Consider the following 26,398-nt stretch of genomic DNA (forward strand, 5'->3'; position numbering starts at 1 on the left):
ATGCGCGTGCGCGTCTGGGACGGCCTCGTCCGCCTGCTGCACTGGACGCTGGCCGCCGCCGTGGCCACCAGCTGGATCAGCGGCCACTGGCCACCCAGCCACTTCGACGCCTGGCACCACACCGCCGGCTATGTGGCCGCCGCGGCCGTGGTGCTGAGGCTGGTCTGGGGCTTCAGCGGCAGCCGCCACGCGCGCCTCGCGCAGTTCGTGCGCAGCCCGCGCGCCGTGCTCACCTATGCCCGCGCGATGCGCGCCGGCCATGAGCCGCGCTATATCGGCCATAACCCGCTGGGCGGGTGGATGGTGCTGGCGCTGTGGTCCACGGCCGCGGCGCTGTCGCTGACGGGCTGGCTTTACACGACCGACTGGCTGTGGGGCTACGAATGGCTGTCGGACCTGCACGCCTGGCTGGCCTGGGGCATCGCGACCCTCGTCATCGGCCATCTCGGCGGCGTCGCCGTGACCAGTTGGAGGCATCGCGAGAACCTTGTCGGCGCGATGTTCAGCGGCAAGAAGCGCGCGCCCGAAGGCGACGACATTCACTGACTGCAAGCCTCGCGAAGGCCCGAGTGATGCGGCCCCGCGACAAGCAGGGCCTCAAAGGGTCGATTTCATGGGCCTCTGCGGGTCATCCCCTCTATGAAAGCCTTCTCTTCCCCTGGGGAGCGCAGTACCATCGCCGCCGCAGGGTGCTAGAGAGTATTGAAGGCTTACGCGGCCTTCACCCGGACCCGGCACATCAACAACCTTTGATGGAGTGAATCGACATGGCAACTGCGAAGAAGGCCGCGCCCGCGAAGAAGGCGGCGGCACCGGCCAAGAAGGCTGCACCGGCGAAGAAGGCAGCAGCGCCCGCAAAGGCGCCTGCAGCAAAGAAGGCAGCTCCGGCCAAGAAGGCCGCAGCACCTGCGAAGAAGGCAGCTCCGGCCAAGAAGGCCGCAGCACCCGCCAAGAAGCGCACGCCCAACGCCGCCTTCATGAAGGCCCTCACCCCCAGCGCCGCTCTCGCGGCCATCGTCGGCGCAGCCCCGCTGCCGCGCACCGATGTGACCAAGAAGGTCTGGGAGTACATCAAGAAGAACAAGCTGCAGGATGAGCTGCAGAAGCGCGTCATCAACGCCGACGCCAAGCTGAAGGAAATCTTCGGCAAGGCCAAGGCCGACATGTTCGAGATGACCAAGCTGATCAACAGCCACCTGAAGTGAAGCGACGCCGCGCAAGCGGCCTCGTCAACACAAGCCCGGTTCGCCGGGCTTTTTTTATTGGCGCAGCAGCTGCGTCATTGATGACGCGTGCTCAGCCAATCAGCTTGCGTAATCCGGCTTGCAGGACGGGCACATCGATGGGCTTGAGCCAGTAGTCGTCGAAGCCCGCCGCGCGGGCGGCGCGCACGACGGCGCCGGGGTTGTCGGCCGACAGCGCGACCCAGCGCACGCCTTGCAGCGCGGCGGACAGACCTTCGTCCGCGGCCACGCGGGCCCGCAGCTCCAGGCCCGTCATGTCGGGCAGGTTCATGTCCACCAGCACCAGCGCCGGCCGGCGTTCGGCCAGGGCCGCCAGGGCCTCAGCGCCCGTCTCGACCATGCGCAGCTCCCAGCCCTCCAGCAGCCGGAACACCTCCTCCATCAGGATCAGGTGGATGCGGTCGTCTTCGACGTAAAGCACCAGCGGCGCGGCGCGGTCGGTCATGGCGGGTTCAGGGGACAGCAGGAGGCGGTGGGCACGATAGCAGCAATGCCGGGCCGGACTGGCCCGGTCGCTCTGCCAAACGTTTTCAGCCCTCTTCGTGATTTATCTCACCCGCCGGACACCCCCGCTTTGCGGGTCTTCAACGCGGACAAACCCTAGCTCTCCCTAATACTAGGGACATGCGCCCTGGTTCGGGCGCGACCCTTTTCTGGGCCCGCAAATGTCCCTGATCGCCACCCTCGCCCTCGCCGTTTCCGCCGGCTCCACGCTGCCCCAGTGCAGCTGGGACCGCCCCGGCGTCAACCCGTTCATGGGTGACGTGGTCGCGGCCGTCGATCGCTACCAGGACATTCCGGCCGCCACCCGCGAAAAGCTCAAGGCCCGCATGAAGGCGCGCAGCTATGACGACATCGCCGTCATCGAGCGCGATGCCATCAAGGGCCAGGCGACCTACGCCCCCGAGATTCGCGACATGCACTTCGGCCCCGGCGCGGTCTGCCGCACGGTGACGCGCACCCAATGGACGGCGACGACCCAGGAGCGGGGCCTCGTCTACTGCGAAGACGGCCAGTGCATCCTCGTGCCCACCGTCTGCCGCAACGTCAGCCGCATCCGCCGCCTGGACAAGCCCCGCGCCGTGGCGCCGGCCCAGGCCGGCAACGTCGCCTCATCGACCCGCGAGGGCGAGGAGACCGCGCCGCTGGAATTCGAAGCCCCGGCCGCCGGCCCGATGGCCGCTGCGGCGCCGGACAGCTTTGCCACCGCGTCCGGTGTGCCGGCGCTGGGCGGCTCGCCTGCCCAGGGCGGCGGCATCCTGGCGGGCGGCAACGCGCCCAGCCCCGCCAGCCCCGGTGGCGGCCCCGGCCTCGTCAACATCGGCATGCCCTCGCTGCCGCCCGGCACGGTGCGCCCGGCCGACGGCCCCGTCGACCTGCCCCACACGCCGGCCGTGCCCGAGCCCGGCACCTGGGCCATGATCGCCCTGGGCCTGCTCGTCATCATCTTCAAGGCGCGCCAAAGGCGCTGAAGCCCCTCGTCCGGCCTCGCCCTGCTGGACGCGGGCGAGTCCAGCCGGTCCCCCGAGGGGACGGCGATGCTCGCGGCATTGAGCCGCAAGCACATCGCCCAACGCGGGCCGGCTAGGGAGCGGCCCGGCGCTCGGCCCGCAAAAAATCAGCGTCTCAGCAGAGGGGCCAGATAGCGCCCCGTGTGGCTGGCCTCGCAGGCCGCCACGTCCTCGGGCGTGCCCGCCACCAGCAGCGTGCCGCCGCCGGCACCGCCTTCGGGCCCCATGTCGATGAGCCAGTCGGCCGTCTTGATGACGTCCAGGTTGTGCTCGATGACGACGATGGTGTTGCCCGCGTCGCGCAGCTGGTGCAGCACCCTCATCAGCAGAGCGATGTCGGCAAAGTGCAGGCCGGTGGTCGGTTCGTCCAGGATGTACAGCGTGCGGCCGGTGTCGCGCTTGGACAGCTCCAGCGCCAGCTTGACGCGCTGCGCCTCGCCGCCGGACAGGGTCGTCGCGCTCTGGCCCAGCTTCACATAGCCCAGGCCCACGTCCAAGAGCGTCTGCAGCTTGCGCGCCAGTGCCGGCACGGCGTTGAACAGCTCGAAGGCGTCCTCCACCGTCATGTTCAGCACCTGGGTGATGTTCTTGCCCTTGTAGAGCACCTCGAGCGTCTCGCGGTTGTAGCGCCGGCCCTGGCAGACATCGCAGGGCACATAGACGTCGGGCAGGAAATGCATCTCCACCTTCAGCACGCCGTCGCCCTGGCAGGCCTCGCAGCGGCCGCCGGCGACGTTGAAGCTGAAGCGCCCCGGGCCGTAGCCGCGTTCGCGCGCCGTGTTCATCTCAGCGAACAGCTCGCGGATGGGCGTGAACAGGCCCGTGTAGGTGGCCGGGTTGGAGCGCGGCGTGCGGCCGATGGGCGACTGGTCGACGTTGATGACCTTGTCGAAAGCGTCCAGGCCCTCGATCTCATCGTGCGCAGCCGGGTCGGCATGGCTCTGGTAGAGCTTCTTGGCGACGGCGGCGTACAAGGTGTCGTTGACGAGCGTGCTCTTGCCCGAGCCCGACACACCCGTCACGCAGGTGAAGAGGCCGACCGGGATCTCCACCGTCACGCCCTTCAGGTTGTTGCCGCGCGCGTTGACGATGCGCATCACCGCCTCGGTCGCCGGGTGGCGCCGGGTGGGCACCTCGATGCGCGCGGTGCCGCTCAGATACTGCCCTGTCAATGAATTCGGGTTGGCCGCCACCTGATCAGGCGTGCCCTGGGCCATGACTTGGCCGCCATGCACGCCGGCGCCGGGGCCGAGGTCCAGCACCCAGTCGGCGGCGCGGATGGCGTCCTCGTCGTGCTCCACCACCAGCACCGAATTGCCCAGGTCGCGCAGCCGCCGCAGCGTCGCGATCAGCCTGTCGTTGTCGCGCTGGTGCAGGCCGATGCTGGGCTCGTCCAGCACATACATGACGCCGGTGAGGCCCGAGCCGATCTGGCTGGCCAGGCGGATGCGCTGGGCCTCGCCGCCGGACAGCGTCTCGGCGCTGCGGTCCAGGCTCAGGTAGTTCAGGCCGACGTCGTTCAGGAAACGCAGCCGCGACGCGATCTCGCGAATGACCTTGTCGCCGATCTCGGCCTTGTTGCCCTTGAGCTTCAGGCTCTCGAAGTAGTCCAGGCATTCGCGCAGCGTCGAATGCTCGACCTCGAAGATAGGCCGGCCGCGCACGCCCACCGGCGCGTCGGCCGGCTGCAGCACGACGTTGCGCGCCTCGCGCCGCAGCCGCGAGCCCTCGCAGGCAACGCAAGGCTTGGCGGCCATGTAGCGAGCCAGGTCCTCGCGCACGGCCGCCGAGTCGGTTTCCTTGAAGCGCCGCTGCAGGTTCGGCAGGATGCCCTCGAAGGGATGCTGGCGCTTCACCGAGCGCTTCTTGCCCGAGGCCGTCTCGGCCTGGTAGACGAAGCTGATGTCCTCGGTGCCGGAGCCGCGCAGCAGCACCTCCTGCGCGCTGGCGGGCAGGTTCTCCCAGGGCGCCTCGACGTCGAACTTGTAGTGCGCCGCCACCGACTCCAGCAGCGAGAAGGTGTAGGGGTTGCGCCGGTCCCAGCCCTTGACGGCCCCGCTGGCGAGCGACAGCGTCGGGAAGGCAACGACGCGGTCGGCGTCGAAGACGGTGACCTGGCCCAGGCCTTCGCAGCTCGGGCAGGCGCCCACCGGCGAGTTGAAGGAAAACAGCCGCGGCTCCAGCTCGGGCAGCGAGTAGGAGCAAACCGGGCAGGCGAACTTGCTGGAGAACAGCGTCGTCTGCTCGCTGTCCATATTCATCACCAGGGCCCGCCCGTCGGCCAGGCGCAGCGCGGCCTCGAAGCTCTCCGCGAGGCGCTGGCGCAGGCTGTCGGCCGAGTCATGGCGCAGCTTGATGCGGTCGATGACGACGTCGATGTCGTGCTTCTCGGCCTTCTTCAGCGCCGGGATGTCGGGCGCCTCCACGGTGGCACCGTCGACGCGAAAGCGCACATAGCCCTGGGCCTGCAGTTCCCCGAAAAGATCGACGAACTCGCCCTTGCGGTCGCGCACGACGGGCGCCAGCAGCATCAGCTTGGACTCGTCCGGCATGGCCAGCACGGCGTCCACCATCTGGCTGACGGACTGGGCTTCCAGCGGCAGATCGTGATCCGGGCAGAAGGGCGTGCCGGCGCGGGCATAGAGCAGGCGCAGATAGTCGTGGATCTCGGTGACCGTGCCGACCGTGGAGCGCGGGTTGTGCGAGGTTGCCTTCTGTTCGATGGAGATCGCGGGAGACAGGCCCTCGATGATGTCCACATCGGGCTTGTCCATCAGCTGCAGGAACTGCCGCGCGTAGCTGGACAGGCTCTCGACATAACGTCGCTGCCCCTCGGCATACAGCGTGTCGAAGGCCAGCGACGACTTGCCCGAGCCCGACAGCCCCGTGATGACGACCAGCGCATGTCGCGGCAGGTCGACGTCGATGTTCTTCAGGTTGTGCGTGCGCGCACCACGCACGCGGATGAACTTGGATTCGGGCGGAACGGACGATTGGGGCAAATCCGGGAGGGCCATGGCAGTTTTCACAAGCGAACCGGACATGATAGGCCGCCACAATCCGGCGCGTCCAAACACAGACAGGGAGGTCCCGATGAGGACGCTGATTGGAACGCTGGCGCTCACCCTTGCCGCCGCACTCGGCTTCGCCACGCCACCGGCCACTGCCGAGCCGCCGTCGATCACGGCCTTCTTCAAGCGCCCGGCCGTCAGCCAGCCCCGGCTCAGCCCGAGCGGCCGCTACCTGGCCGTGCTGGTCGCGGGCAAGGGCAACCGCGTCTGGCTGGCCGTCATCGACCTGCAGAACCTGGGCGCGCCCAAGGTCGTCGCCGGCTTCCATGACGCCGACGTGGGTCGGCACCAGTGGGTCAACGAGGACCGGCTGGTCTTCCAGGTCAGCAACTCGCCCGACGGCAGCACCCGCGTCTTCAAGCCCGGCCTGTGGGCCGTGGACCGCGACGGCAGCAAATACCGCCAGCTGATCAACAGCGACAAGCAATGGATCAGCAACAGCAGCAGCCTCATCAATGACCGGCGGCTGGAGGCCAACTGGAGCTTCTTCGACACGCTGCCGGAAGGTGGCGACGAGATCCTCATCAAGCGCCTGCGCTGGGCCGACGAGAAGGAGAGCACCAGCATGCAGCTGGCGCGCCTGGACACCCGCACCGGCTACACGCGCAACCTCAACCAGGGCTTGCCCGACAGCGTCGTCGACTGGACGGTGGACTGGCGCGGCGAACCGCGCGCCATCGAAGCCCGCGCCCAGGGCGGCATCAAGGGCTATCTGCGCCAGGCCGACGGCAGCTGGAAGCTCTGGTACGAGGACACCGCCTATCTGCGCCAGGGCTTCAGCGCCTACTGGTTCGGGCCCGATGGCCAGACTCTGGTCGAAGCCAACCACGAGGGCTTCATGGCCCTGTTCCGCCTCGACGCCAAGACCGGCAAGCCCGAGGCCGAGCCGCTGATCAGCTTCAAGGGCTATGACTTCAGCGGCGAGCTGGTCTTCGACCCCGTGGCCAAGCGTCTGCTCGGCCTGCGCTACGAGACCGATGCGCCCGGCACCCTGTGGCTGGACGCGACGATGAAGGCCCGGCAGGCCGACATCGACGCCAAGCTGCCCGGCACCGTCAACCGCATCGAATGCGAACGCTGCCTGGACGCCGCCCATCTCGTCGTCACCTCCCTGTCCGACCAGACGCCGCCGCGCTACTGGCTCTACAAGCCGGCCGACAAGAGCCTGCAGTCCCTGGCCGGCGCGCGGCCCGACCTGCCGCTGCGCGAGATGGGCCAGCGCGACGTCGTGCGCTTCAAGGCCCGCGACGGCCTGGAGATCCCGCTGCTGGTCACCCAGCCGCCCGGCAACCCCGCAGCGCGCCCGGCCGTCGTGCTCGTCCACGGCGGCCCCAATGTGCGCGGCACCCACTGGCCCTGGGAGGCCCAGGCCCAGTTCCTGGCCAGTCGCGGCTATGTCGTGCTGGAGCCCGAATCCCGCGGCAGCACCGGCTATGGCTCGCGCCACTACAGCGCTGGCCTGCAGCAATGGGGCCTGGCCATGCAGGACGACCTGGCCGACACCGTGGCCTTCGCCCGCCAGCAGGGCTGGATCGATGCAAAGCGCGTCTGCATCGCCGGCGCAAGCTACGGCGGCTATGCAGCGCTGATGGCCAGCATCAAGCAGGCCGACCTCTTCAAATGCGCCATCGACTGGGTCGGCGTCACCGACATCGGCCTGCTGTCCAGCATCAGCTGGAGCGACGCCAGCGAGGAATTGAAGCGCTACGGCATGGGCGTGCTGATCGGCGACGACCCCGAGCAGCTGCGCGCCACCTCGCCGCTGAAGCGGGCCGCCGAGGTCAAGCTGCCGCTGCTGATGGCCTATGGCGCCCTGGATCCGCGCGTACCGCTCAAGCACGGCACCGACATGAAGGCCGCCCTGCGCGCCGACCAGCCGCTGGAATGGGTGGTCTACCCCGACGAAGGCCACGGCTGGTTCGACCTGCAGACCAACGAAGATTTCTGGGGGCGCGTCGAGCGCTTCCTGTCCCGCCACATCGGCGCGCCCGCCAAACCATCATGAACACACTCGCCCTGGCCCTGCTGGCCGCCACCTCCCTCGCCTCGGCGGCCCCTGCGGCGCCGCCCAGCATCGAAGACTTCCAGCGCCCGCCGGCCTTCTCCGGTCCGATGCTGTCGCCCGATGGCCGCCATGTGGCCGCCATCATCAATCCCGACGGCAAGACCACCAGCCTGGCCGTCATCGCAACGGACAAGCCCGGCGAGGCCACGCCTCTGAAGGCCTTCGGTCAGGCCGACATCCGCGAGATTCACTGGCTGGACAACGACCGCCTGGCTTTCACGGTGCGCCCGCGCGTAGACGGTGAAGGCTGGTGGATCAATCCTGGACTGTGGACGCTGAACCGCGACGGCAGCGGCTTCAAGCAATGGGTCGACCCGCAATCCCGTACCAGCGGCGAACGGGGAAACATGCCGCAGATCAACCGCCGGTTTGGGCGGACCTGGAGCCTGCTGCAGGCGCCCGCGCTGGATCGCCCCGGCGAACTGGTCATGCGCCGCACCGTTGCCGACAACCAGGGCTATCTCGCTTATGTCGAGTTGGCCAGTCTGGACATCGCCGACGGCAAGCGTACGCCGCTGACCGAAGGTGCGCCTGACCGCATGACGCATTGGGTCCTGACTCCATCGGGCCAGCCGGCTTTCGCGGCCGGCACCAATGGTCGAGGCGGCGTGCGCATCTTCTGGCGCGATGGTGATGCAGGTTGGAAGCTCTGGCACGAGACCGAGCATGGGGAAGCAGACCGATGGCCCCTGGCCGTCGACCGCGCTGGGCGCCTCTACCTGAGCCTCCACGAGAACGGCCGCCGCACCCTGCACCGGGCAGACAGCCTGGCGCCGAACGCGCCCACCACGCGCATCGCCGCCTCGAACACGCATGACGTCAATGCCCGCTTGCTGCGCGATGCGGACAGCGACGAACTGCTTGGCGTGAGCTTCGAGGCCGACGTGCCGCAGACCGCCTGGTACTCCAAGGAGATGGCCGAAGCCCAGGCCGAGATCGACAACCGCCTGCCCGGTGCGGCCAACACCATCCGCTGCCTGCGCTGCCTGGCCGTGCCGACACTGCTGGTCACCTCGATCACCGATCGCCGCCCGCCGCGCTATTTCCTTTTTGACCGTACCACCCGCCAGCTGACCCCGCTGGCGGCCTCCATGCCGTGGATCCCCGAGGGTCGGCCGCGCCAGACCGCCAGCACCGCCGCACGCGACGGCCTGCGGCTGCCGATGGTCGTCACCCACCCCGGCACCGCCGGCCCGGCGCCGACCGTGCTGCTGGTGCATGGCGGCCCGTGGGTGCGTGGCAACCATTGGGCCTGGAACGAAGAGGCGCAGTTCCTGGCCTCGCGCGGCTACCTCGTGCTGGAGGTCGACTTCCGTGGCAGCGCGGGCTACGGCCAGCGCCACCTGCGCGCCGGCGACAAGCAATGGGGCCTGAAGATGCAGGACGACCTGGACGATGCACTGGCCTGGGCGGTCAAGGGCGGCCTGGCCGACCCCAAACGCGTCTGCATCGTCGGCGCCAGCTATGGCGGCTATGCAGCGTTGATGGGACTGGCCCGCGGCGGCATCAGCTGCGCGGTCGCAGCGCTGGCGCCGACCGACCTGACCAAGCTGACCTCGCGCCACTGGTCGGACATCGCCGCGGAGTCGCTGAGCTTCGACCTTCCCAAACATGTGGGTGACGCCCGGGCCGATGCCGCCCTGCTGCGGAACAACTCGCCCATCAGCCGGGTCGACCAACTGCAGGGACCGCTGCTGCTTGTGTATGGCGAACGGGACGAACGGGTTCCCCTGGCCCATGGCACCGAGCTGCGCGACGCGCTGACCGCCGCCGGCCGCCCCCCCGAGTGGGTGTCCTATCCCGGTGAAGGCCATGGCTTCTACAAATGGGAGCACCAGCAGGACTACATGCGCCGCATGGAAGCCTTCCTGGCCCAGCATCTGGCGCCGAAGAACTGACGGTTTGTCGCGGCCGCATGCAGCTCGCGGCCCGCGTCTGGCGATTCATCGCAGCGGCGTGGCGGCGACCTGGCTCAGTGACGAAACTGCTTCCATCGACACAGCAATCCCGCTGTGCAGACACCGAAAGGAAGCATCATGAAGACCACCGTCCTGATCCAAGCCGCCGCCGTCGCCGCCTTCGCGTTCACCGCCTTCGCTGCCAGTGCCGCTCCTCAAGAAGTGCAGAAGCTGCCCCGCGTCGTCATCACCGGCAAGGCCACGCAGCAAGTCGCTCAACTGCCGCGCGTCGTCGTCACCGGTTATGCCGTGCGCGAAGTCGCCCAGCTGCCCCGCGTGACCATCACCGCCCGCCGCGCCTGAGTCCTCGCATGACGATTCAGATGACCCACGATCACCGAGCCGAGTCGCCGGCGCAGCAGGCCGGTGGCCCGCGCTGTGCCGACGAGTCGGCTTGGGGTAAGCCAGTAGCCTCGGCCTGAAAGACAATCCAGGCTTCTGACTGGAGCCTGCTTGTGAAAGAAGAGCTGCGCAAACGCCGGTCCTGGCTGGATGGCTTCATGGCTTATCCAGCCCCGGCCGGCCTGAGCGAAACCGCACTGCGCGAGAACATCATCCTGCTCGACCAGGCGCTCTACACGTTGTGGGGCCTGGGTGACAACCTGATCTACGCCTGGACACCCGAGGCCCGCGGCCTGCGCGTGCTCGTCGCGCCGCACCAGATGCTGACCGAGTACACGCTGGGCGACGGCACCTCGCCGCCGGCCGAGGTGGCGCGGCGCACGCGCCTGCTGGACAAGCTGCTGTCCAACCAGGAGCACCTCGAGAAGCAGCCCTTCGATACGGTGGCCATCGCCCTGGGCGTCGCGCCCAAGCTCATCGACCTGCCCTTCAACCCCGAGCGCGGCCTGGGCCTGCCGCTGATCGCGGCCATCGCGGCGCGCTATGGCATCCGCCTCGTCGAGGACCGTGCCGTCATCCTGTTCGACGCCGTCGGCTTCTCGCTGCTGACCCCCTTGCAGCAGGTCGTGCAGCTGAACAGCCTGTCCTGCTCGGTGAATGCGGCCTACGCCAAGCTGCTGGACCGCGAGATCAACATCAACTTCGCCCGCACCACCACGGGTGACGGCTTCTACATCTGGAACCGCATGCGCGGCGTGGAGGCGAATGTCGAGCTCTACCAGCTGATGCAGTTCATCCTGGCCGACAACGCGCTGGCCCGCGAGCGCGCGACGCGGCCCGAATCGGTGCCCAAGCTGCGCGCCTGCTTCCACGTCGGCTCGCACTACGAGTTCTACCAATCCGAAGGGCTCAACCCGACCTCCTTCAGCTATTTGGTCGGCCAGGTCACCATCGAACTGGCCCGCATGATCGAGCGCGCCGAGCCGGGCCAGATCCTGGTCGGCAAGTTCAACACGCTGATGCACGATGAGTCCAACGCTGAAGACGTGCACATCGACAGCCTGGATTTCGTCGAGCGCACGCGCGCGCCGCTGCGCAGCCTGAATGGCCTGAAGCTGGCCGGCTCCGAGGTCGACGAGATCGCCTGCTACCTGACCGGCCGGCGTGACTCGACCGGCCTGTGGGGCATCAGCGAATACCAGATGGCCGACAAGCATGGGCTGATCCACCGCGTCTACAACGCCAAGATCAACATCCACCGCCGCAACGGCGAGCCCATCTACCTCGGCCTGCGCGAGGAAGACCTGCCCCCGGACGCGCCACGCACCGTGGCGGACACCGATTTCGCGCCGCTGCAAGGTTGACGAAGGTCCAGAGGTTACAAAACCAGTAGAGCCCTGACCCCAAACGGCCTGTTCATGCGTTCACCCCCTGGGTGCAGCGGCTAGGATGACCAGCGCCGTGACCGAGTCCTCCGCTCCTTTCGCTGCCCCTCCTGCGCCGGTTGGCCAGCGCCGGCTGCTGACCCTGCTGTTTGCCGACCTCAGCGGCTCCACCGCCATGGCCGAGTGGATGGAGGCCGAGCACTACGCGGCCATGCTGGCGGGCCTGCGCACGCTGTACGAACGCATCGTGCCCCACCACGGCGGCGTCATCGCCCGCATCCAGGGCGACGGCATGCTGGCCGTCTTCGGCCACCCCGAGGTGCGCGAGGACGACGGCCGCCGCGCCACCGAGGCCGCGCTGGAGCTGCACACCGCCGTGCGCGAGCTGCTGCCGCCCGGCCCGCGGCCGGCCGACTTCCCCGGCCTGGCCCTGCACAGCGGCATCCATGCCGGCATCGTCCTCATCAACGAGGGCGACCAGATGCGCGGCCGCTTCGAGCTGCTCGGCAACGCGCCCAATATCGCGGCCCGCCTGTCCGAGGCCGCCAAGCGCGACGAGATCATCGCCAGCGAAGAGAGCCTGGGCCTGCAGAGCCAGTTCTTCGACACCGGCCCGCGCTTCTCGCTGCAGCTGCGCGGCCGCGCAACGCCGTTGGCCGCCTACCGCGTCTTCGGCCGCGCCCCCGTGGGCCGGCGCTTCGAGGCCAGCGTGCGCCGCGGCCTCGCGCCCTTTGTCGGCCGTGGGGCCGAGCTGACTTCGCTGGACGCCGCCCTCGCCCGCGCTCTGCACGGCAACACGCTGTGGCTGGGCATACGCGCCGGCGCCGGCGTGGGCAAGACCCGGCTCACCGAGGAGTTCCTGCGCCGCGCGGCCGATCAGGCCTGCCAGATCCATCGTGGCTACTGCGAGAGCTACCTCAGCGCCGAACCACTGCAGCCTTTCCTGCAGATGCTGCGCGGGCTGGACGGCCTGCACGACGCGCCGCCCGAACTCTTCGCCGCCCAACACAGCCAGGCCGGCCAGCGCGCCGACGCCCTGCTGACGCTGCTGCTCGCGCTGGCGCGTCGCACGCCCCAGCTCGTCTTCATCGACGACCTGCAATGGGCCGACGACGCCTCGCTGCGCCTGCTGCACCGGCTGCGCGCCGGCGCCGAACGCGAGGGGCTGCCGCTGCTGCTGCTGACCGCCAGTCGGCCTCAGCCCGCCCTGCCCGGCGCCAACGACGGCGACGCCGACCTCATCGAGCTGCCGCCGCTGACCGAGACCGAGGCGGCGCGCGCCGTGCAGCAGCTTCTGCCGCAGATCGACCCCTTCATCGCCGCCGAGGTGCAGCGCCATGCCGGCGGCAACCCCCTCTTCATCGAGGAGCTCTGCCACGCCGCGGCCGACACCGGCGAAGGCCTGGTCGCGGGCCAGAGCAGCTCGGCCTGGCTGGCCGCGCTGGTCGAGTCGCGCGTCGGCCGCCTGCCGCCCGAACAGGCCCAGCTCGTGCGCCTGGCCGCCGTCATCGGCAACGTCATCCCGGTCTGGCTGCTGCAAGCCCTGGCCGGCCGCGGCGAGCAGCACCCGGATGTGCAGGCCCTGGCGGCCCAGGACTTCATCTTCCCGGACCAGCGCCCCGGCCATCTGCGCTTCAAGCACGGCATCACGCGTGACGTCGTCTACGAAGCCACCGGCCTGCATGAGCGCCAGGCCCTGCACCGGCGCATCAGCATCGAGCTGACGGCCCACGGCGGCAACGAGCTGCACGAGCAACTGGCCTACCACGGCGCCGCCGCCAACGACTGGCCCGCCRCCGCCCACCATGCCGAGGCCGCCGGCGACCAGGCCCTGGCCGCGTCTGCCCTGGACCGCGCCAAGAAGCAGTTCCGCGCCGCGCTGGCCGCGCTGGAATTCCTGGCCGACGACGACGCGCGCCAGCGCCGCTGGGTCGGCATCGCCCAGCGCCTGGGCATGGCCTGCGTCTTCGATGCCTCCCAGGACGACCTGCGCGTGCTCAGGCATGCCGCCGCGCTGGCCAAGGCCAGCGGCGACACCGGCCTGATCGCCCGCACCGAATACTGGCTCTCCTATGTCGGCTACGCGCTGGGCGAGACGCGCGACAGCCTGCGCCATGCGCGCGCCGCCGTCGAGATGGCCCAGGACTGCGGCGACCACGCGCTGCTGGCCCAGCTGCCCGGCACCGTCGGCCAGCTGCAGGCCGCCGCGGCCGACTACGCCAACGCCCTGCCCATGCTGGACCTGGCCATCGCCCGCCAGCGCGCCCGCGCCCGCAAGAGCGCCGTCAACCAGATCGGCCTGTCCTTCTCGCTGTGCTGCCGTGCCTATGTGCTGGGCGACCAGGGCCATTTCGAGCAGGCCCACGAGCTGTTCGGCGAAGCCCTGACGCCTTTCGACGGCAGCAGCCACGCCGTCGAGGCCAGCATCCAGGGCTGGCGTGCCGCCGTGCTGCTGTGGCAGGGCCGCTGGGCCGAGGCGCGCGAGGCCGCCCTCGTCGCCCACCGTGTCGGCGCCCAGGTGCGCAGCATGTTCACCTGCGCCATGGGCCATGCGGCCGGGGCCTATGGCGCCTGGATGCAGGAGGCCGACCCGACGGCCCGCCAGCACATCCTCGACGCCACCGCCTGGCTGGCGCCGCGCGGCGGCGGCCTGTACAGCAGCTTCCAGCACGGCTGGCTGGCCGACATCCTGGCCACCCAGGGCGACGCCGGCGCCGCCCGCCACCATGTCGCGCTGGCGCTGAAGCGCGGCCGCCAGCACGACTGGATCGGCGGCGCCATGGCCTACCGTGCCACCGCCCGCCTGGCCGCCCGCATGGGCGACGGCGAGCGCGCCAAGCGCTATCTCGGCCTGGCGCGCGGCGCCGGCGAGCAACGCAGCTCCCTGCACGAGGCCGCCGTGACGGCGCTGCTGGAGGCCGAGCTGAGGCTGGACGACAGCTGGCAGGCGGCGCGGGACCGCGCCGGACGGGAGTTCGAGCGCCTCGGGATGACCGGCTTCCTGGAGCGGGCCCTGCAGCTCTGAACGCTGTCGCGTCACAGCCAACGGCTACGTGAAACCACGTATCCAATAAAACAGAACGCCGTTTCATAGTTGCCCCGCGATGCGCGGCGATGCCGCACCGACCTGACGTCGCCGTGCCCATGCGCGCGGATCGACCGGTAGCGACCTGACGTCGGCACCGGTTTTCTTCCCCCTTGCCCCGACAGCCTTCGTGGCGGCCACTCCTCGGCCCCGGCGACGGCACGCTGCGCGCATCCGGACGGAAACCGCGCTGCCCCACAACGACAGGAGACATTCCCCATGATCACCAAGAAGCTCACCCCCCCGCCCCTGCCCGCCGTGCGCTCCGCTGGCGCCGCCATGTCGCTGCTGCTGGCCGCCTCGGCCGCCCACGCCGTCGACTGGCCTTCGGGCTATTCCAAATGCGCCGACGAAGGCGAAACCTGCAAGGTCGGCACCAGCACCCGCGCCGTGTCCTATGGCATCAAGGACAAATGGGTCATCAAGAACCTCAAGGGCGACATCGCCTGCACGACGGCCACCTTCGGCTCCGACCCCAATCCCGGCATCACCAAGAAATGCGCCCTCGGCCCGGTGGCGTCACCAGCCCCGACGCCGGCCCCCACGCCCGCACCGACTCCGGCGCCCACACCCGCTCCCACCCCTGCCCCGACCCCGGCACCTTCCCCCGCTCCGACACCCGCACCCGCCCCGGCCGGCGCCAGCGGCGGCTATGCCGGCACGGTCACCGGCGGCGGCAGCAAGACGGCCGTGACCGTCAGCACCGCCGCCGCCATGCAGGCGGCCCTCAATGCCTATGACGGCAGCTCCGGCCTGGTGCTGCGCTACACCGGCACATTCGACTTCGGAACCATCCCCGACGCCTGCACGCAGTGGCAGAAGCCGGCCGGCGCCATCGTCGAGATCAAGAACAAGAACAACGTGACCATCGAAGGCGCCAACGGTTCGGCGGCCAACTTCGGCCTGGCCATCAAGGCCGCGGCGCAGAACATCATCATCCGCAACATGACCATCGGCCTGCTGCCCGGCAGCATCGACGCCATCGGCATCGAGGGCCAGAGCGGAGGCACGCCGGGCTATATCTGGATCGACCACAACACCCTGTTCAGCAGCCTGAAGGAGTGCAGCGGAGCGGGCGACCTGGAGTTCGACGGCCTCGTCGACAACAAGGCCGGCGCCCACCACATCACCTACTCGTACAACTACATCCACGACCACCACAAGGTCGGCCTGATCGGCTCCAGCGACAGCGACGCCAGCGACCGCTTCATCACCTTCCACCACAACCACTACAAGGATGTGGGCTCGCGCCTGCCGCTGCAACGCGCCGGCTACACCCATCTGTACAACAACCTGTACTCGGGCATCCTGACCTCGGGCGCCAACATCCGCATGGGCGGCTACTCGCTGATCGAGGGCAACTGGTTCGAGAATTCGCAGAACCCGGTGACCTCGCGCGACAGCTCGTCCATCGGCTACTGGCAGCTGCGCAGCAACAACATCACCAGCCCGGCCGACTTCGCGACCTATGGCATCACCTGGGTGGCCAGCGGTTCGTCACCGTCGCGCGATGCGACCGACTGGGTCAGCACCGCCACCTTCCCGCTCGGCATTCCCTACAGCTACTCGCTGCAGGCGCCGTCCTGCGTGAAGCAGAAGCTGCCGGCGGCGGCGGGGGCGGGGACGAACTTCGCGAAGGTCAGCTGCTGATGAAATAGTGAGCCGGCGCCCGTGGTGCGGGTGCCGGTTACGGTGCTCGCCACTCTGCCCACCTCAACCCTTGAGGGTGGGAAGCGATGCCACGCGCGAGCGCCGTCTGGTCCCAACGCGAAACAGCCTCGGCTTGCTCAGTCTTGTGCGCAAGCAACTCTGCTTCTCCAATGAGATGGAGCTCTTGATGGGCTCCTCTGCCAAAGCGCTGCATAACGCTGTAGTGCTGGCTCATGCGGGGAAGCCAAACGCTGACCGTCAGTACATCAGTACCTTGGCCGTCGGGGTCTCTGTATATGCCTTCGCGGCCGAACGCCCACCAGACTCCGCCAGACCTGGCGTCGTCTAGGCTCGCCCAACCTTTGGCGACGGCCTCCTGTTGAGTCTCGGACTCGAAGTTGATCACGTGCCTTCCATCGCTTCCTGTCACGACAGCGAATGGGCAGATGAGTTCACCTCCCCGGTTTGCATCAGCAACCGCCGCGCAATGGGCGAGCACGAAGCCCGCGTATTCGAGCGCCTGACTCGGAATCGAAGCGCGGAACAGTGATCCAAGCATCAAGAGAAAATTCCTTCGGCAAAGGCCGGCAAACGGACAACACCCAAAGCGCCCAAGGCTTCATTAGCTTTTGGAGGACGCTGAACGCTTCGCCAACTCGTCAGCCAAATCCAACGCCCTTTCCAACGGCGACGTCGGAGACTTGCCGAAGTCAACTGAGGTCGGCAGAAGGCATCGCTGAAGCAATTCCAAGTTCGAAAAATCATCCGCTGCCAGTTCCAGAACGTCTGCAGTTGCCTCGAGATGGCTAGCCATACGTGCGTGGTAGCGCGCAAACGAGTACATAAGCTGGAGCACGTAGATCGCTACGACTACCGCGCCGATCCTTCCCAGGGCATGTGCCCAGAGCGCCGACGAAGCATCCGATTTATCGATATTCGATAGCGTGGCTCCGAAGGCGAAGACCACGACGACAAGCGCAGCCGAAACGAACATCCAAAGAAAGATCCGCGAGTAAGACTTTCGCGATGCCTCAGCACGCTGCTGAACTCGTGCCACCACATCTTTGACTTCGGACATTGAATACCTCCGCTATCTGGAAATAAGCTGGTGTGCTCAGGTGGAATCCGGCGTCACAAACACCCTCAATCCACCCCCATCGCCACCACCGTCGGCGCCCCCGTGTAGCGCAGCACCCCCGCATCCAGCACCGCAGCGATGACGCCCAGCATGACGCCCATGCCCATGCCATAGCCCGAGCAGGCATGCGGCGGCCGGCCCAGGGGGTCGTTGCAGTCGCCGCCAAAGGCGACGTGGTGGCGCAAAGGGTCCTGCTGGGTGGCCGAGCCCAGGCCGACGATGACGACGCGACCAGGTTCGATGTCCACCTGCCCCAGCTTGTGCGCCACGCGCGCCTTGCGCCAGATCTGGAAGGGCGTGGGGCGCTGGTTCAGCGTCGCGATCAACGTCGGACGCAGGCAGGCCACGGCCTCGGCGTAGGGCGGCGGAGCGTCCTGCGTCTCGGGCGCCACCGCGTTCCACTGCGGCTGCAGCTCCCACAGCTTGCGTGTCTGCACCCAGGCGGCCAGCACCGTGATCAGGTTGGCATGCGTGGTGGGCGGGAAGCCCAGCATGATGCCGGCCAGCATGCGCGCCGGCAGGTCGGGCGGGGCGCCGGGCACGGCGCGGGCTTCGTCGACGATCTTCTGGCCCAGCGGCGGCAGCTTGACGCCGGGCTCGGCCAGCCAGGCCTCGACGGCGGCCGTGAAGCGGCGGCCGGCGGCGCGGCCCTCGGCTTTCACGGCGTCGGTCGGGTAGGGACCGAAAACATGGCGCGAGACCTTGATGAGGTCGCGAGGGCAGCGCGGCGCGACACCGTTGGGGTAGGCCTCGGCGTGGAACTCGGTGCCCCAGATGTGGCGGCCATCGGGCTGGCCGAACCAGCGCTGGCACAGCGCCGCCAGCACGCCCTCGCTGAGGCGCTCGAAGTCCAGCGGCGTGTCGGTGGGCAGGTCCACGGGCTTCTGCGAGGCAGGGAAGGCGGCCAGCAGCGTGCGAGCCTCCTTCTTCAGGCCCTGCAGGCCAAGCTTGGCGGCCATATAGGCCTCGGCATAGCACTGCGCCTCGCTGTAGGCCTCGATGGCGGCGTTGATGGCCGGCGCCAGCTCGCGGTGGCCGCTGTCGTCGTCCTGGCCCAGGTAGCCCACGCCGATGGAGTCGTGCATGCGCTCGCCATAGCCGCTGACGGAGTAGCGGTCGGGGGCGTTGCGCAGCACCTCGCAGACACGCTCGGGCGCGCCCACGAGCACACCATAGGCGGTGTCGACAACGCCGCCAGGCTGGGCGCGCACCCAGGCCCAGGCGCCGTCGCGGCTGGTGGTGTCCTCCAGCCACAGCTGGCAGGCGGCCTTGTCCTGCAGGTCCGGCACGCGCTCGGGCAAAGGCGTGGGAGCAGGCAGCGGCAGGGGCAGTTCGACGAGGCCGGGCAGGGCCTTCAGCGCGACGACGGAGGGCAGGAAGAAATAGGCGCCCCATTGCAGCGTGACGAAGGGCTCGGGACCAAGGTCGATCTCATAGGGCTTGCCGCCATGCTCGAAGGGGAAGAGGCGCGGGCCGCCGCTGCCATCGACGACACCCAGCAGCGGGTCGCTCTGCGCCGAATAGCCGCCGCTGGCGTTGCCGCCGGCCACCCAGCGCTGCACCACCTCGAACTGCTCGGCCAGGTGGGCGTTGTAGGCCATGAAGACGAGGCCGCGGTCCTCGTCGTCGGGGGCGTCGGCATGCACCGGCGCGCCATAGCTCATGCCGCGCCGCAGGATGCGCGGCATGCGGCTCTTTGAAAACGCGGTGCCGGCCAGGTCGCGCGGGTTGGTGCGGCGGATGTGCGAGTGGAAGGGGCAGGCCGAGCCTTGCCCGTCCTTGGCGAAATTGAAGTCGTTGCCGCTGCCGGCGGCCTCGGGCGCCGCGAGCGCGCGGCCGTCCTGCCAGCGACCCATCAGCTTGGCCATCACCAGCTCGTGGTCGAGGCCGATCTTCCTGGCCTCCTGGTAGGTACGCCTGGCGAAGCGTCCGGTGTACTGGCGCAGCTTGCGCACGACGAGGAAGCTGCCGCGGTCCAGCAGCGCGTCGGGCTGCTCGGGCACGGCATGGCCCTTGTCGCGCTCGGTCGGGAAGCCCTGCAGCACCTCGCCGGTCTTGACGCGGTCGTCCCAGGACTGGCCGGTCGCTTCACCGCCCAGCACGGGCTGGCTGATGCCGTCCTTGAAGCCGAAGTGCTCCTTGTCGGCCGCATTGCTGCGCATGGGCTCGATGGCCATCAGCGCCAGGCCGGTGTTGACGGTCAGCTCGTGGGCCAGCTCACGCAGACGCTTGTCGTCGGCCGCACTGAAGTTCTCGCCCGGCTCGGTGGCCGGGAAGCGCAACTGCACCAGCACATGGGCGTTGGCCGGGTCAATGCGGTCGATGCCGTTGACGTGGCGGGCCAGCGTCCAGTGCGTCGGGTGGTTGTGGCGCACATCGCCCAGCAGGCCGGCGCGGGCGGCCATGCCCTCCTTGAAGGCCTGCGGGAAGCGGTCCAGCCGCGCGGCCGGGACGCCCAGCGCCTTCAGGCCAGACAGCGTCAGCGCGACCTGGCGCCAGGCGGTCAGCTGGGCGCCGTCCTCGTCGTCGCGCTGCACGGGCGCCGTGCTGAGCCAAGCCACGGCCTGGGTGGGCTGGGCCACGCGCAACAGCACCAGGCCGCCGCGGTTGCCGGGCGGCTTGGTCAGCAGGCAGCACTGCAGGTCGCCGGGCAGCAGCGGCAGCTCGCGCGCCTTGACCTCGGGCTCGGGCAGGACCTGCTCGAACCAGGCCAGCATTTCGTGATGACGCTGGCGCAGCTGGCCGCCGGCCGTCTTGCCGCCGTCCTTGGGGAACTGCTGGGCAGTGTCGAGCTGGCGCAGCTCGAACAGCACGTCCTGCGTGGCCCGCAACAGGCAGTCGCGGTCGGGCGCCGCGGCGCCGAAGTACCGCTGCAACGTGTACAGACCGGCCAGCGGCAGCAGGCCGCGCGTGGCCATCGCGAAGCGCTCCTTGTCACCGTCCGGCAGCGCTGGGGTCTCGCCGGAGGCCGGCGCGCGCAGGCGGTTGAAGGCCAGCTCGTTGGCGCGGCCGCGCTGGGCGGCCTCCAACCGGGCCAGGTACTCGCCATCGCCGACGCTGCGGCCGGAGGCGATGAAGAGGAAATCGGCCGAGATCTCGTGCTCGCGCACCCAGCGCGCATAGATCTCGAAGCTGCAGTCACGCGACAGCGTGTAGCCCTCGGTGTGGCAGAGCATCAGGTCCAGCGTGGAGCCGAGCTGGTCCCAGATGACGCGCATATAGGGCTCCCAGCCGCCGTCGAAGTTGACGGACAGCAGCAGCCGGTCGGGCGCGCCGTCCTTGCCGTCGACGATGCTCCAGCGGAAGGAATGGACGATGCGCCAACGGGCGACGATGTCGGTATAGGGCGAAGCGGGCGCGCTGGACTCGCGCGACCCCAGGCGCAGGCCGTTGAGCGTCTTCAGCACCTTGCGCAGGCGGTCGACGTAGGTGACGACCTCCAGCGCATCGACGAAGCCATGCTTGATGTCAGCCAGCAGATTGAGGTCGGTGATGCCACCGAGCTGGACGTCGTTGCCGCGTGCCATGACTTTTCCCCCTAGCTTTTAGGGAAGGAGTATCCCGGCACCGCATCACGGCGGCGTCAGGGCGCGCCCTCAGGTTTGACGACGGAACTGTTGATCCGCGCCGGCCGCATTTCATCCGCGAAAAACCGCGACCTATCGCAAACCCTTAGATCGCAGCCCCCCTCGAGAACACACTGGCGGCACACCAGAGAGAAAGAAGTACGCCATGAACCGCATCAGCACCACCACCGCCGCCCGCACCCGCCTGCAAGCCGTCAGCGCCGCCATCCTCGTCGCCATGGTCGCCCTGACCGGCGCCACCTGGATGACGCTCACCGTGCCGGCCGAAACACCCGACGTCATCAAGCTGGACCGCGTGGTCATCAGCGGCGTGAGCACCCCCGAGACCGTGGCCACCATCGAGCAGCTGCCGCGCGTCGTCATCGAAGGCCGCCGCACGGTCGACACCACCCAGGTTGCCAGCGCCGACGTGGCCCCGGCCGTCCGCTGACATCCCCTGAACAGCCCGGGCGTCCCCGGGCTGTTGACTGGGGCGAGGTGCACCACTCACCCCCCGAATGCGCGTCCCGACCTGAGGCCCTAGGGATTCTTGTGCGACCCGGGCCGGACTACGGTCCACACCCTCGTCACTCAACGATGGTGGTCCGCGATGGTGCTCAAACTTCTGCCATGGCTCCTCGCTGCGCCCCTGCTGGCGCACGCCGCGGACAACCTGGTCACCAACGGCTCGATGAACTTCGCCGGCGCCGGCGCCCCCACCGGCTGGACGCTCGTGGTGCCCACCGGCGAATCCTGGCAATCCTTCGAGAACCACGCCAGTCCGGAGGGCGGCTCCTACTTCGGCATCCAGGACCTCGACTCGTTCGCGCCCCGCTTCAACGCCGTCGGCATCACGCAACTCATCTCTGGGCTCCAGATCGGTGCCAGCTACCAGCTGAGCTTCTTCTCGATGTCCAACCACACCTCCCTGAGCCCCAGCGCCGTGCAGCAATGGCACGTCACGTTCGGCGCCCAGGACCAGACGGGGCAGCAAACCTCCGCCAGCGCGCAGACCTGGGTGCAGTCGACGATGACCTTCACCGCGACGGCCACGGTACAGGCCTTGACCTTCGCGGCCGAGTTCCTGCCGGGCTCCTATCCGGAGATMCTCAATGTCGACGGCGTGAGCTTGACGGCCGCGGCAGTGCCCGAAGTCTCGGCCCAACATCTGCTCGCCGCGGGGCTGCTGGCCCTGGCTGGATTGAAGCTGCGGCGCCGTCGCCAGGCCCCCTGACCCCTTGACCTCCACGCGTCGCGCGCCTTGAGCCAGGTCTGGCAACAGTGGCAGGCGCTCGCGGCATCGTTGCCGCACAAGGCGCTGGGGCTGGGCGTCTGGCTGCTGGTGATGGCGCTGGTCTTCGGCCTGCTGGAGCGCCGCTTTGCGATCCGGCCGCAGCGCTTCCTGCGCCCCCACATGGCGCAGGACCTGGGCTATTACTTCCTGGGCGGGCTGCTGCCGCCCTTCCTGACCGTGATGGCGACGGTGGCCCTGAGCTGGTTCGTCAGCGGGCTCGTGCCAGCCGGCTTTTACGGCTGGGTCGCGAGCCTGCCCTTCGCGGTGCGCGTCGCCGCCATGGTGGTGCTGGGCGACGTGGCCTTCTACTGGGCGCATCGCTGGTCGCACGAAAACGAATGGCTGTGGCGCATGCACGCCGTCCATCACAGCCCGACGGCGATGGACTGGCTGGTCAACACGCGCGCCCACCCGCTGGACCTGGTTTTCGCCCGCGCCGTGTCGGCGGTACCCATCGTCGTGCTCGGCATTCGCCAGGCCAACGACGGGCTGGACGCGGCCGTCGCGGTCTACCTGGCCCTCACCACGCTGTGGGCCTTCTTCGTGCACACCAATCTGAAGTGGCGTTTGGGCTGGCTGGAACAGCTCGTCGTGACGCCCGCCTTTCATCACTGGCACCACGCCAACATGCCGGGCACGCTGAACAAGAACTACGCAGCGCTGTTTCCGTGGATAGACCGCCTGTTCGGCACCTACCACCTGCCCGCGCAGCAGTTCCCCGCCTCGTATGGCGCGGACCGTGAACTGCCCGAAACATTGGGCCAGCAGTTGGTCAGCCCGTTCAGGAAGCGCCCGGGCTAAGCAGGGCCTTCAGCGCCCGAGCACGCGCAGGATCTCGCGGCCATAGGCCTCGAGCTTCTTGGCCCCCACGCCACTGATCTCGCCCAGCTCGGCGAGGTCGCCCGGCAGCACGCGCGCCATCTCGGCCAGCGTCGAGTTCTGGAAGATGACGTAAGCCGGCAGGCCATGTTCCTTGGCCACCTCGGAGCGCCAGGCCTTCAGCGCCTCGAAGCGCTCCTGGCCTTCGCCGTCCAGGCCCAGCGCCGGGTCGGCCTTGGGTTTGGCCCCGCCCCGCGCCGTCTTGGACTTGCCACGCGGCTTCTTCTCCTCGGCCTCGCGCAGGCGCAACTCCACCTCGCCCTTGAGCACCGCCCGGGCGCTGTCCTGCAGGGCCAGCGTGTGGAACTCGCCTTCTGCCGCCACATGGCCCAGCGAGATCAGCTGGCGCAGCACAGCCCGCCACTGCTGCTCGGACAGGTCCGACCCGCAAGCCCAGGTGGACAGCTGGTCGTGGCCGTACTGCCGCGTCTTGTCCGTCGCCTTGCCGCGCAGCACGTCGATCAAATGACCGGCGCCGAAGCGCTCGCCGCGCTGGTGGAAGCGGTAGATGCAGCTCAGCAGCTTGCGCGCCGCCTCGGTGCCGTCCCAGGTCTGCGGCGGGTTCAGGCAGTTGTCGCAGTTGCCGCAGGGTTTTGCATCCTCACCGAAGTAGTTCAGCAGGCGAACGCGGCGGCAGTCGGTCGCCTCGGCCAGCGCCAGCAGCGCGTCCAGCTTGCCGCGCTGACCCTGCTTGAAGACCTCGTCGGCCGGGCTGTCGTCGATCATGCGGCGCTGGTTGACGACGTCGGCCAGGCCATAGGTCATCCAGGCCTCGGCCGGCGCGCCATCGCGGCCCGCGCGGCCGGTCTCCTGGTAGTAGCTCTCGATGTTCTTGGGCAGGTCCAGGTGGGCGACGAAACGCACATCGGGCTTGTCGATGCCCATGCCGAAGGCGATGGTGGCCACCATGACCAGGCCTTCCTCGCGCAGGAAGCGGTCCTGGTGGCGGCGGCGCACGTCGGCGTCCAGGCCGGCGTGATACGGCAGCGCCTTGATGCCTTCGCTCTCCAGCCACACGGCCGTCTCGTCGACCTTCTTGCGGCTCTGGCAGTAGACGATGCCGGCCTCGCCCTCGTGCTCGTCGTTGATGAAGCGCAGCAGCTGGTCGCGCGGCGAGGCGGTCTTCTCGGCGATCAGGTAGCGGATATTGGGTCGGTCGAAGCTGCTGATGAAGACGCGCGCGTCCTGCAGCTGCAGCCTCTCGATGATGTCGGCCCGGGTCAGGTCGTCGGCCGTCGCCGTCAGCGCCACGCGCGGCACGTCCGGGAAGCGTTCGTGCAGCAGGCTCAGCTGCAGATATTCCGAGCGGAAGTCATGCCCCCACTGGCTGACGCAATGCGCCTCGTCGATGGCGAACATCGACAGCAGGCCGCGTTCGTTCAGTGATTCCAGCTGGGCCAGGAAGCGCGGCGTCGTCAGGCGCTCGGGCGCGGCGTAGAGCAGCGTGAGGCGCCCGCTCATCATCTCGCGCTCGATGCGCGTGGATTCCTCGCCGGTCTGGCTGGAATTGAGGAAGGCCGCGTGCACGCCGGCCTCCTCCAGCGCACCGACCTGGTCGTGCATCAGCGCGATCAGCGGGCTGACGACGATGGCCACGCCCTGCTGGCGCGTGTGGCGCACGATGGCCGGCACCTGGTAGCAAAGGCTTTTGCCGCCGCCGGTGGGCATCAGCACCAGCGCGTCGCCGCCGGCGGCCACCTGCTGGACGATGTCGGCCTGCTGGCCGCGGAAGGCGGTGTAGCCGAATACTGCTGACAGGACCTGGTGAGCTGCGGATTGCAGGTCGTCGGAGGCTTGGGGAAGATGCAGGGGCGGATTCATTCAGCCGCCATTGTCCCAGGAGCCCCCAGATGCCCACACCCACTGAATTGCGCGATCTGCTGATCCGCAATTTCAACGAGGCGCCGCGCGAGCGCTTCGTCCGCGCGCCGCGCTATGACACCGAGACAACCAGCCTCACCAAGGGCACCGCGGCGAAGAAGCTCGGCGCCAGTTTCGACATCGTGGCACCCGGCCAGATGAGCTGCCCTTACCACCTCCACCATGCGGAGGAGGAGATGTTCATCGTGCTGCAGGGCGAGGGCACGCTGCGCGTCGCGGGCGAGCAGGTGCCCATCAAGGCCGGCGACGTCATCACCATCCCGCCGGGGCCCGAGTACCCCCACCACATCATCAACACCTCGGACGCACCGCTGCACTACCTCAGCATCAGCACGATGGAAAAGCCCGAGGTTTGCGAGTACCCGGACTCGGGCAAGGTCGGYGTCTTCGCGCCGGGTTTGCGCCTGTTGCAGCGCAAGGAGGCCGGGCTGGACTACTGGGACGGGGAACCCTGAGCCGGCCTCACGGCAAATGCCAGTTGTTCAGCGGCAGCACGCCCGTCCATCGGTCGCCGGACTTCAAGCCATGCTGCTGGACGGTCAGGCTCGTCGCGTCGAAATCGAACAGGGCGTAGTTGGCGCGTGGTTTGCCGAAGACCAGCCCCTTGCGTGCGACGGCGGAGGTCACGATCTCCACCAGCCCGGCGTCGTCGTAGCGATCGTTGTTGTGGATGTCACCGCTCAGCACCAGGGCGCCGGGCCGATCGCCCAGCAGGTCGCACAGCCGTCTGAAGGCCGCAGGGCTGCGCTCCCAGGCATCCTCAAAGGCCCCGTAGCCATAGGCGGTGGTGCTGGACACGACCAGCAGGTAGGGGGCGTTTGAAGTCGCCACGACGTGTTCGAACCAGGCCCACTGCTTGGCGCCCAGCATGCCGTCGCGGTCGAAGATGGAATCGGTGATCTTGCGGCGGTAGAAGCGCGCGTCCAGCACGATGACCTCGACGGGGCCGAGGCGCCGATGGCTGTAGACGTCGTTGCCGGTCTGCAGCGGGCTGAAGGCCGTGATCAGCTCGCGGCGCGCCGCCTCGCACAGCGCGATGTCCTCGCCGCCGCCAAAACGGTCGTTGCCCAGGAAGTCGTGGTCGTCGTAGATCGCGATCACCGGCTTGCCGCGCTGCGCCATGTCCGCCAGCAGCGCGGCGAAGTTGGGCTCTGCCTTCTGTTTCGCGTACAGGCTTCTCAGCTCGGCGGCCAACTTGGCCGGGTCGCTATGGAAGTCATGTTCGAGATAGATGTTGTCGCCCACCAGGATGAGGGCGTCCGGTTGGGCGGCCTGGATGGCTCCCCAGACGGGTTGAACCGGAAAGTGCTCGAGCTTGCAGCACGACGC

At 68.7% G+C, this 26,398-nt stretch carries 19 protein-coding genes; 13 read left to right on the plus strand and 6 right to left on the minus strand.

Features of this window, described 5'->3' with window-relative positions; all coding sequences use genetic code 11:
- On the plus strand, positions 1-546 hold the full coding sequence (locus tag AC1DW3_RS24005) for a cytochrome b/b6 domain-containing protein (RefSeq protein ID WP_477935626.1): 546 nt from the start codon (positions 1-3) through the stop codon (positions 544-546).
- A gap of 221 nt (positions 547-767) precedes the next feature.
- Positions 768-1,205: an SWIB/MDM2 domain-containing protein gene (locus tag AC1DW3_RS24010; protein ID WP_056191416.1), complete on the plus strand. Its 438-nt coding sequence runs from the start codon at positions 768-770 to the stop codon at positions 1,203-1,205.
- 91 nt (positions 1,206-1,296) lie between these two features.
- Here AC1DW3_RS24010 and AC1DW3_RS24015 read toward each other — a convergent pair whose 3' ends face one another.
- Positions 1,297-1,689: a response regulator gene (locus AC1DW3_RS24015; protein WP_477935628.1), complete on the minus strand. Its 393-nt coding sequence runs from the start codon at positions 1,687-1,689 to the stop codon at positions 1,297-1,299.
- A 220-nt stretch (positions 1,690-1,909) separates the two neighbouring features.
- On the opposite strand from AC1DW3_RS24015, the gene AC1DW3_RS24020 reads away from it, so the two are divergent.
- On the plus strand, positions 1,910-2,716 hold the full coding sequence (locus tag AC1DW3_RS24020) for an MHFG family PEP-CTERM protein (protein WP_477935630.1): 807 nt from the start codon (positions 1,910-1,912) through the stop codon (positions 2,714-2,716).
- A 146-nt stretch (positions 2,717-2,862) separates the two neighbouring features.
- Here AC1DW3_RS24020 and uvrA read toward each other — a convergent pair whose 3' ends face one another.
- Positions 2,863-5,772: an excinuclease ABC subunit UvrA gene (uvrA, locus tag AC1DW3_RS24025; protein WP_477935632.1), complete on the minus strand. Its 2,910-nt coding sequence runs from the start codon at positions 5,770-5,772 to the stop codon at positions 2,863-2,865.
- Positions 5,773-5,848: 76 nt separating this feature from the next.
- Between uvrA and AC1DW3_RS24030 the strand changes: the two genes are divergently transcribed.
- The 6 genes from AC1DW3_RS24030 (at position 5,849) to AC1DW3_RS24055 (ending at position 16,311) form a co-directional block, all read left to right on the plus strand.
- Positions 5,849-7,831, plus strand: a complete 1,983-nt coding sequence (locus AC1DW3_RS24030; protein WP_477935634.1) for an alpha/beta hydrolase family protein — start codon at positions 5,849-5,851, stop codon at positions 7,829-7,831.
- Positions 7,828-9,789 carry an alpha/beta hydrolase family protein gene (locus AC1DW3_RS24035; protein ID WP_477935636.1) on the plus strand — a complete coding sequence of 654 codons (1,962 nt, stop codon included), beginning with the start codon at positions 7,828-7,830 and terminating at the stop codon, positions 9,787-9,789. The genes AC1DW3_RS24030 and AC1DW3_RS24035 overlap by 4 nt, the downstream gene beginning before the upstream one ends.
- Positions 9,790-9,927: 138 nt before the next feature.
- Positions 9,928-10,152 (plus strand): hypothetical protein, encoded by a 225-nt coding sequence (locus AC1DW3_RS24040; protein WP_477935638.1) that lies wholly within the window; start codon positions 9,928-9,930, stop codon positions 10,150-10,152.
- A gap of 197 nt (positions 10,153-10,349) precedes the next feature.
- A complete protein-coding gene (locus AC1DW3_RS24045; RefSeq protein ID WP_477935640.1) occupies positions 10,350-11,555 on the plus strand; it encodes a hypothetical protein in 1,206 nt (401 codons plus the stop codon).
- A gap of 85 nt (positions 11,556-11,640) precedes the next feature.
- Positions 11,641-14,601 carry an ATP-binding protein gene (locus AC1DW3_RS24050; RefSeq protein WP_477935642.1) on the plus strand — a complete coding sequence of 987 codons (2,961 nt, stop codon included), beginning with the start codon at positions 11,641-11,643 and terminating at the stop codon, positions 14,599-14,601.
- 279 nt (positions 14,602-14,880) lie between these two features.
- On the plus strand, positions 14,881-16,311 hold the full coding sequence (locus AC1DW3_RS24055) for a pectate lyase family protein (protein ID WP_477935644.1): 1,431 nt from the start codon (positions 14,881-14,883) through the stop codon (positions 16,309-16,311).
- Between the two features lie 622 nt (positions 16,312-16,933).
- On the opposite strand, the gene AC1DW3_RS24060 is transcribed toward AC1DW3_RS24055, so the two are convergent.
- The gene (locus AC1DW3_RS24060; protein ID WP_477935646.1) at positions 16,934-17,389 is read right to left on the minus strand and encodes a hypothetical protein; all 456 of its coding nucleotides are present in this window, start codon (positions 17,387-17,389) and stop codon (positions 16,934-16,936) included.
- A gap of 65 nt (positions 17,390-17,454) precedes the next feature.
- Entirely contained in the window at positions 17,455-20,976 is a 3,522-nt protein-coding gene (locus AC1DW3_RS24065) for a hypothetical protein (protein WP_477935648.1), read from the minus strand.
- A 205-nt stretch (positions 20,977-21,181) separates the two neighbouring features.
- Here AC1DW3_RS24065 and AC1DW3_RS24070 point away from each other — a divergent pair, with 205 nt between their 5' ends.
- From AC1DW3_RS24070 to AC1DW3_RS24080, 3 genes are all read left to right on the plus strand, one after another.
- A complete protein-coding gene (locus AC1DW3_RS24070) occupies positions 21,182-21,466 on the plus strand; it encodes a hypothetical protein (RefSeq protein ID WP_477935650.1) in 285 nt (94 codons plus the stop codon).
- Positions 21,467-21,625: 159 nt separating this feature from the next.
- Positions 21,626-22,249 (plus strand): hypothetical protein, encoded by a 624-nt coding sequence (locus tag AC1DW3_RS24075; protein WP_477935651.1) that lies wholly within the window; start codon positions 21,626-21,628, stop codon positions 22,247-22,249.
- Between the two features lie 27 nt (positions 22,250-22,276).
- Complete coding sequence (locus AC1DW3_RS24080; protein WP_477935653.1) at positions 22,277-23,110, plus strand: sterol desaturase family protein; 834 nt, start codon at positions 22,277-22,279, stop codon at positions 23,108-23,110.
- Positions 23,111-23,119: 9 nt separating this feature from the next.
- On the opposite strand, the gene recQ is transcribed toward AC1DW3_RS24080, so the two are convergent.
- The gene (gene recQ / locus AC1DW3_RS24085) at positions 23,120-25,009 is read right to left on the minus strand and encodes a DNA helicase RecQ (RefSeq protein WP_477935655.1); all 1,890 of its coding nucleotides are present in this window, start codon (positions 25,007-25,009) and stop codon (positions 23,120-23,122) included.
- A 29-nt stretch (positions 25,010-25,038) separates the two neighbouring features.
- On the opposite strand from recQ, the gene AC1DW3_RS24090 reads away from it, so the two are divergent.
- Complete coding sequence (locus tag AC1DW3_RS24090; RefSeq protein ID WP_477935656.1) at positions 25,039-25,524, plus strand: cupin domain-containing protein; 486 nt, start codon at positions 25,039-25,041, stop codon at positions 25,522-25,524.
- A gap of 7 nt (positions 25,525-25,531) precedes the next feature.
- On the opposite strand, the gene AC1DW3_RS24095 is transcribed toward AC1DW3_RS24090, so the two are convergent.
- Positions 25,532-26,398: alkaline phosphatase D family protein (locus AC1DW3_RS24095; protein WP_477935657.1), on the minus strand; the 867-nt coding region annotated here is incomplete at its 5' end.

It is taken from the genome of Roseateles sp. P2_H4 (genome assembly GCF_056403315.1).

Bases quoted from the DNA above. Each gene is read 5' to 3' on its own strand.
- AC1DW3_RS24035 (WP_477935636.1), top strand. From the start codon at position 7,828: ATGAACACACTCGCCCTGGCCCTGCTGGCCGCCACCTCCCTCGCCTCG.
- AC1DW3_RS24030 (WP_477935634.1), top strand. From the start codon at position 5,849: ATGAGGACGCTGATTGGAACGCTGGCGCTCACCCTTGCCGCCGCACTC.
- AC1DW3_RS24060 (WP_477935646.1), bottom strand. From the start codon at position 17,389: ATGTCCGAAGTCAAAGATGTGGTGGCACGAGTTCAGCAGCGTGCTGAG.
- AC1DW3_RS24015 (WP_477935628.1), bottom strand. From the start codon at position 1,689: ATGACCGACCGCGCCGCGCCGCTGGTGCTTTACGTCGAAGACGACCGC.
- AC1DW3_RS24065 (WP_477935648.1), bottom strand. From the start codon at position 20,976: ATGGCACGCGGCAACGACGTCCAGCTCGGTGGCATCACCGACCTCAAT.
- AC1DW3_RS24070 (WP_477935650.1), top strand. From the start codon at position 21,182: ATGAACCGCATCAGCACCACCACCGCCGCCCGCACCCGCCTGCAAGCC.
- AC1DW3_RS24005 (WP_477935626.1), top strand. From the start codon at position 1: ATGCGCGTGCGCGTCTGGGACGGCCTCGTCCGCCTGCTGCACTGGACG.
- AC1DW3_RS24020 (WP_477935630.1), top strand. From the start codon at position 1,910: ATGTCCCTGATCGCCACCCTCGCCCTCGCCGTTTCCGCCGGCTCCACG.
- uvrA (WP_477935632.1), bottom strand. From the start codon at position 5,772: ATGGCCCTCCCGGATTTGCCCCAATCGTCCGTTCCGCCCGAATCCAAG.
- AC1DW3_RS24010 (WP_056191416.1), top strand. From the start codon at position 768: ATGGCAACTGCGAAGAAGGCCGCGCCCGCGAAGAAGGCGGCGGCACCG.
- recQ (WP_477935655.1), bottom strand. From the start codon at position 25,009: ATGAATCCGCCCCTGCATCTTCCCCAAGCCTCCGACGACCTGCAATCC.
- AC1DW3_RS24040 (WP_477935638.1), top strand. From the start codon at position 9,928: ATGAAGACCACCGTCCTGATCCAAGCCGCCGCCGTCGCCGCCTTCGCG.
- AC1DW3_RS24045 (WP_477935640.1), top strand. From the start codon at position 10,350: ATGGCTTATCCAGCCCCGGCCGGCCTGAGCGAAACCGCACTGCGCGAG.
- AC1DW3_RS24055 (WP_477935644.1), top strand. From the start codon at position 14,881: ATGATCACCAAGAAGCTCACCCCCCCGCCCCTGCCCGCCGTGCGCTCC.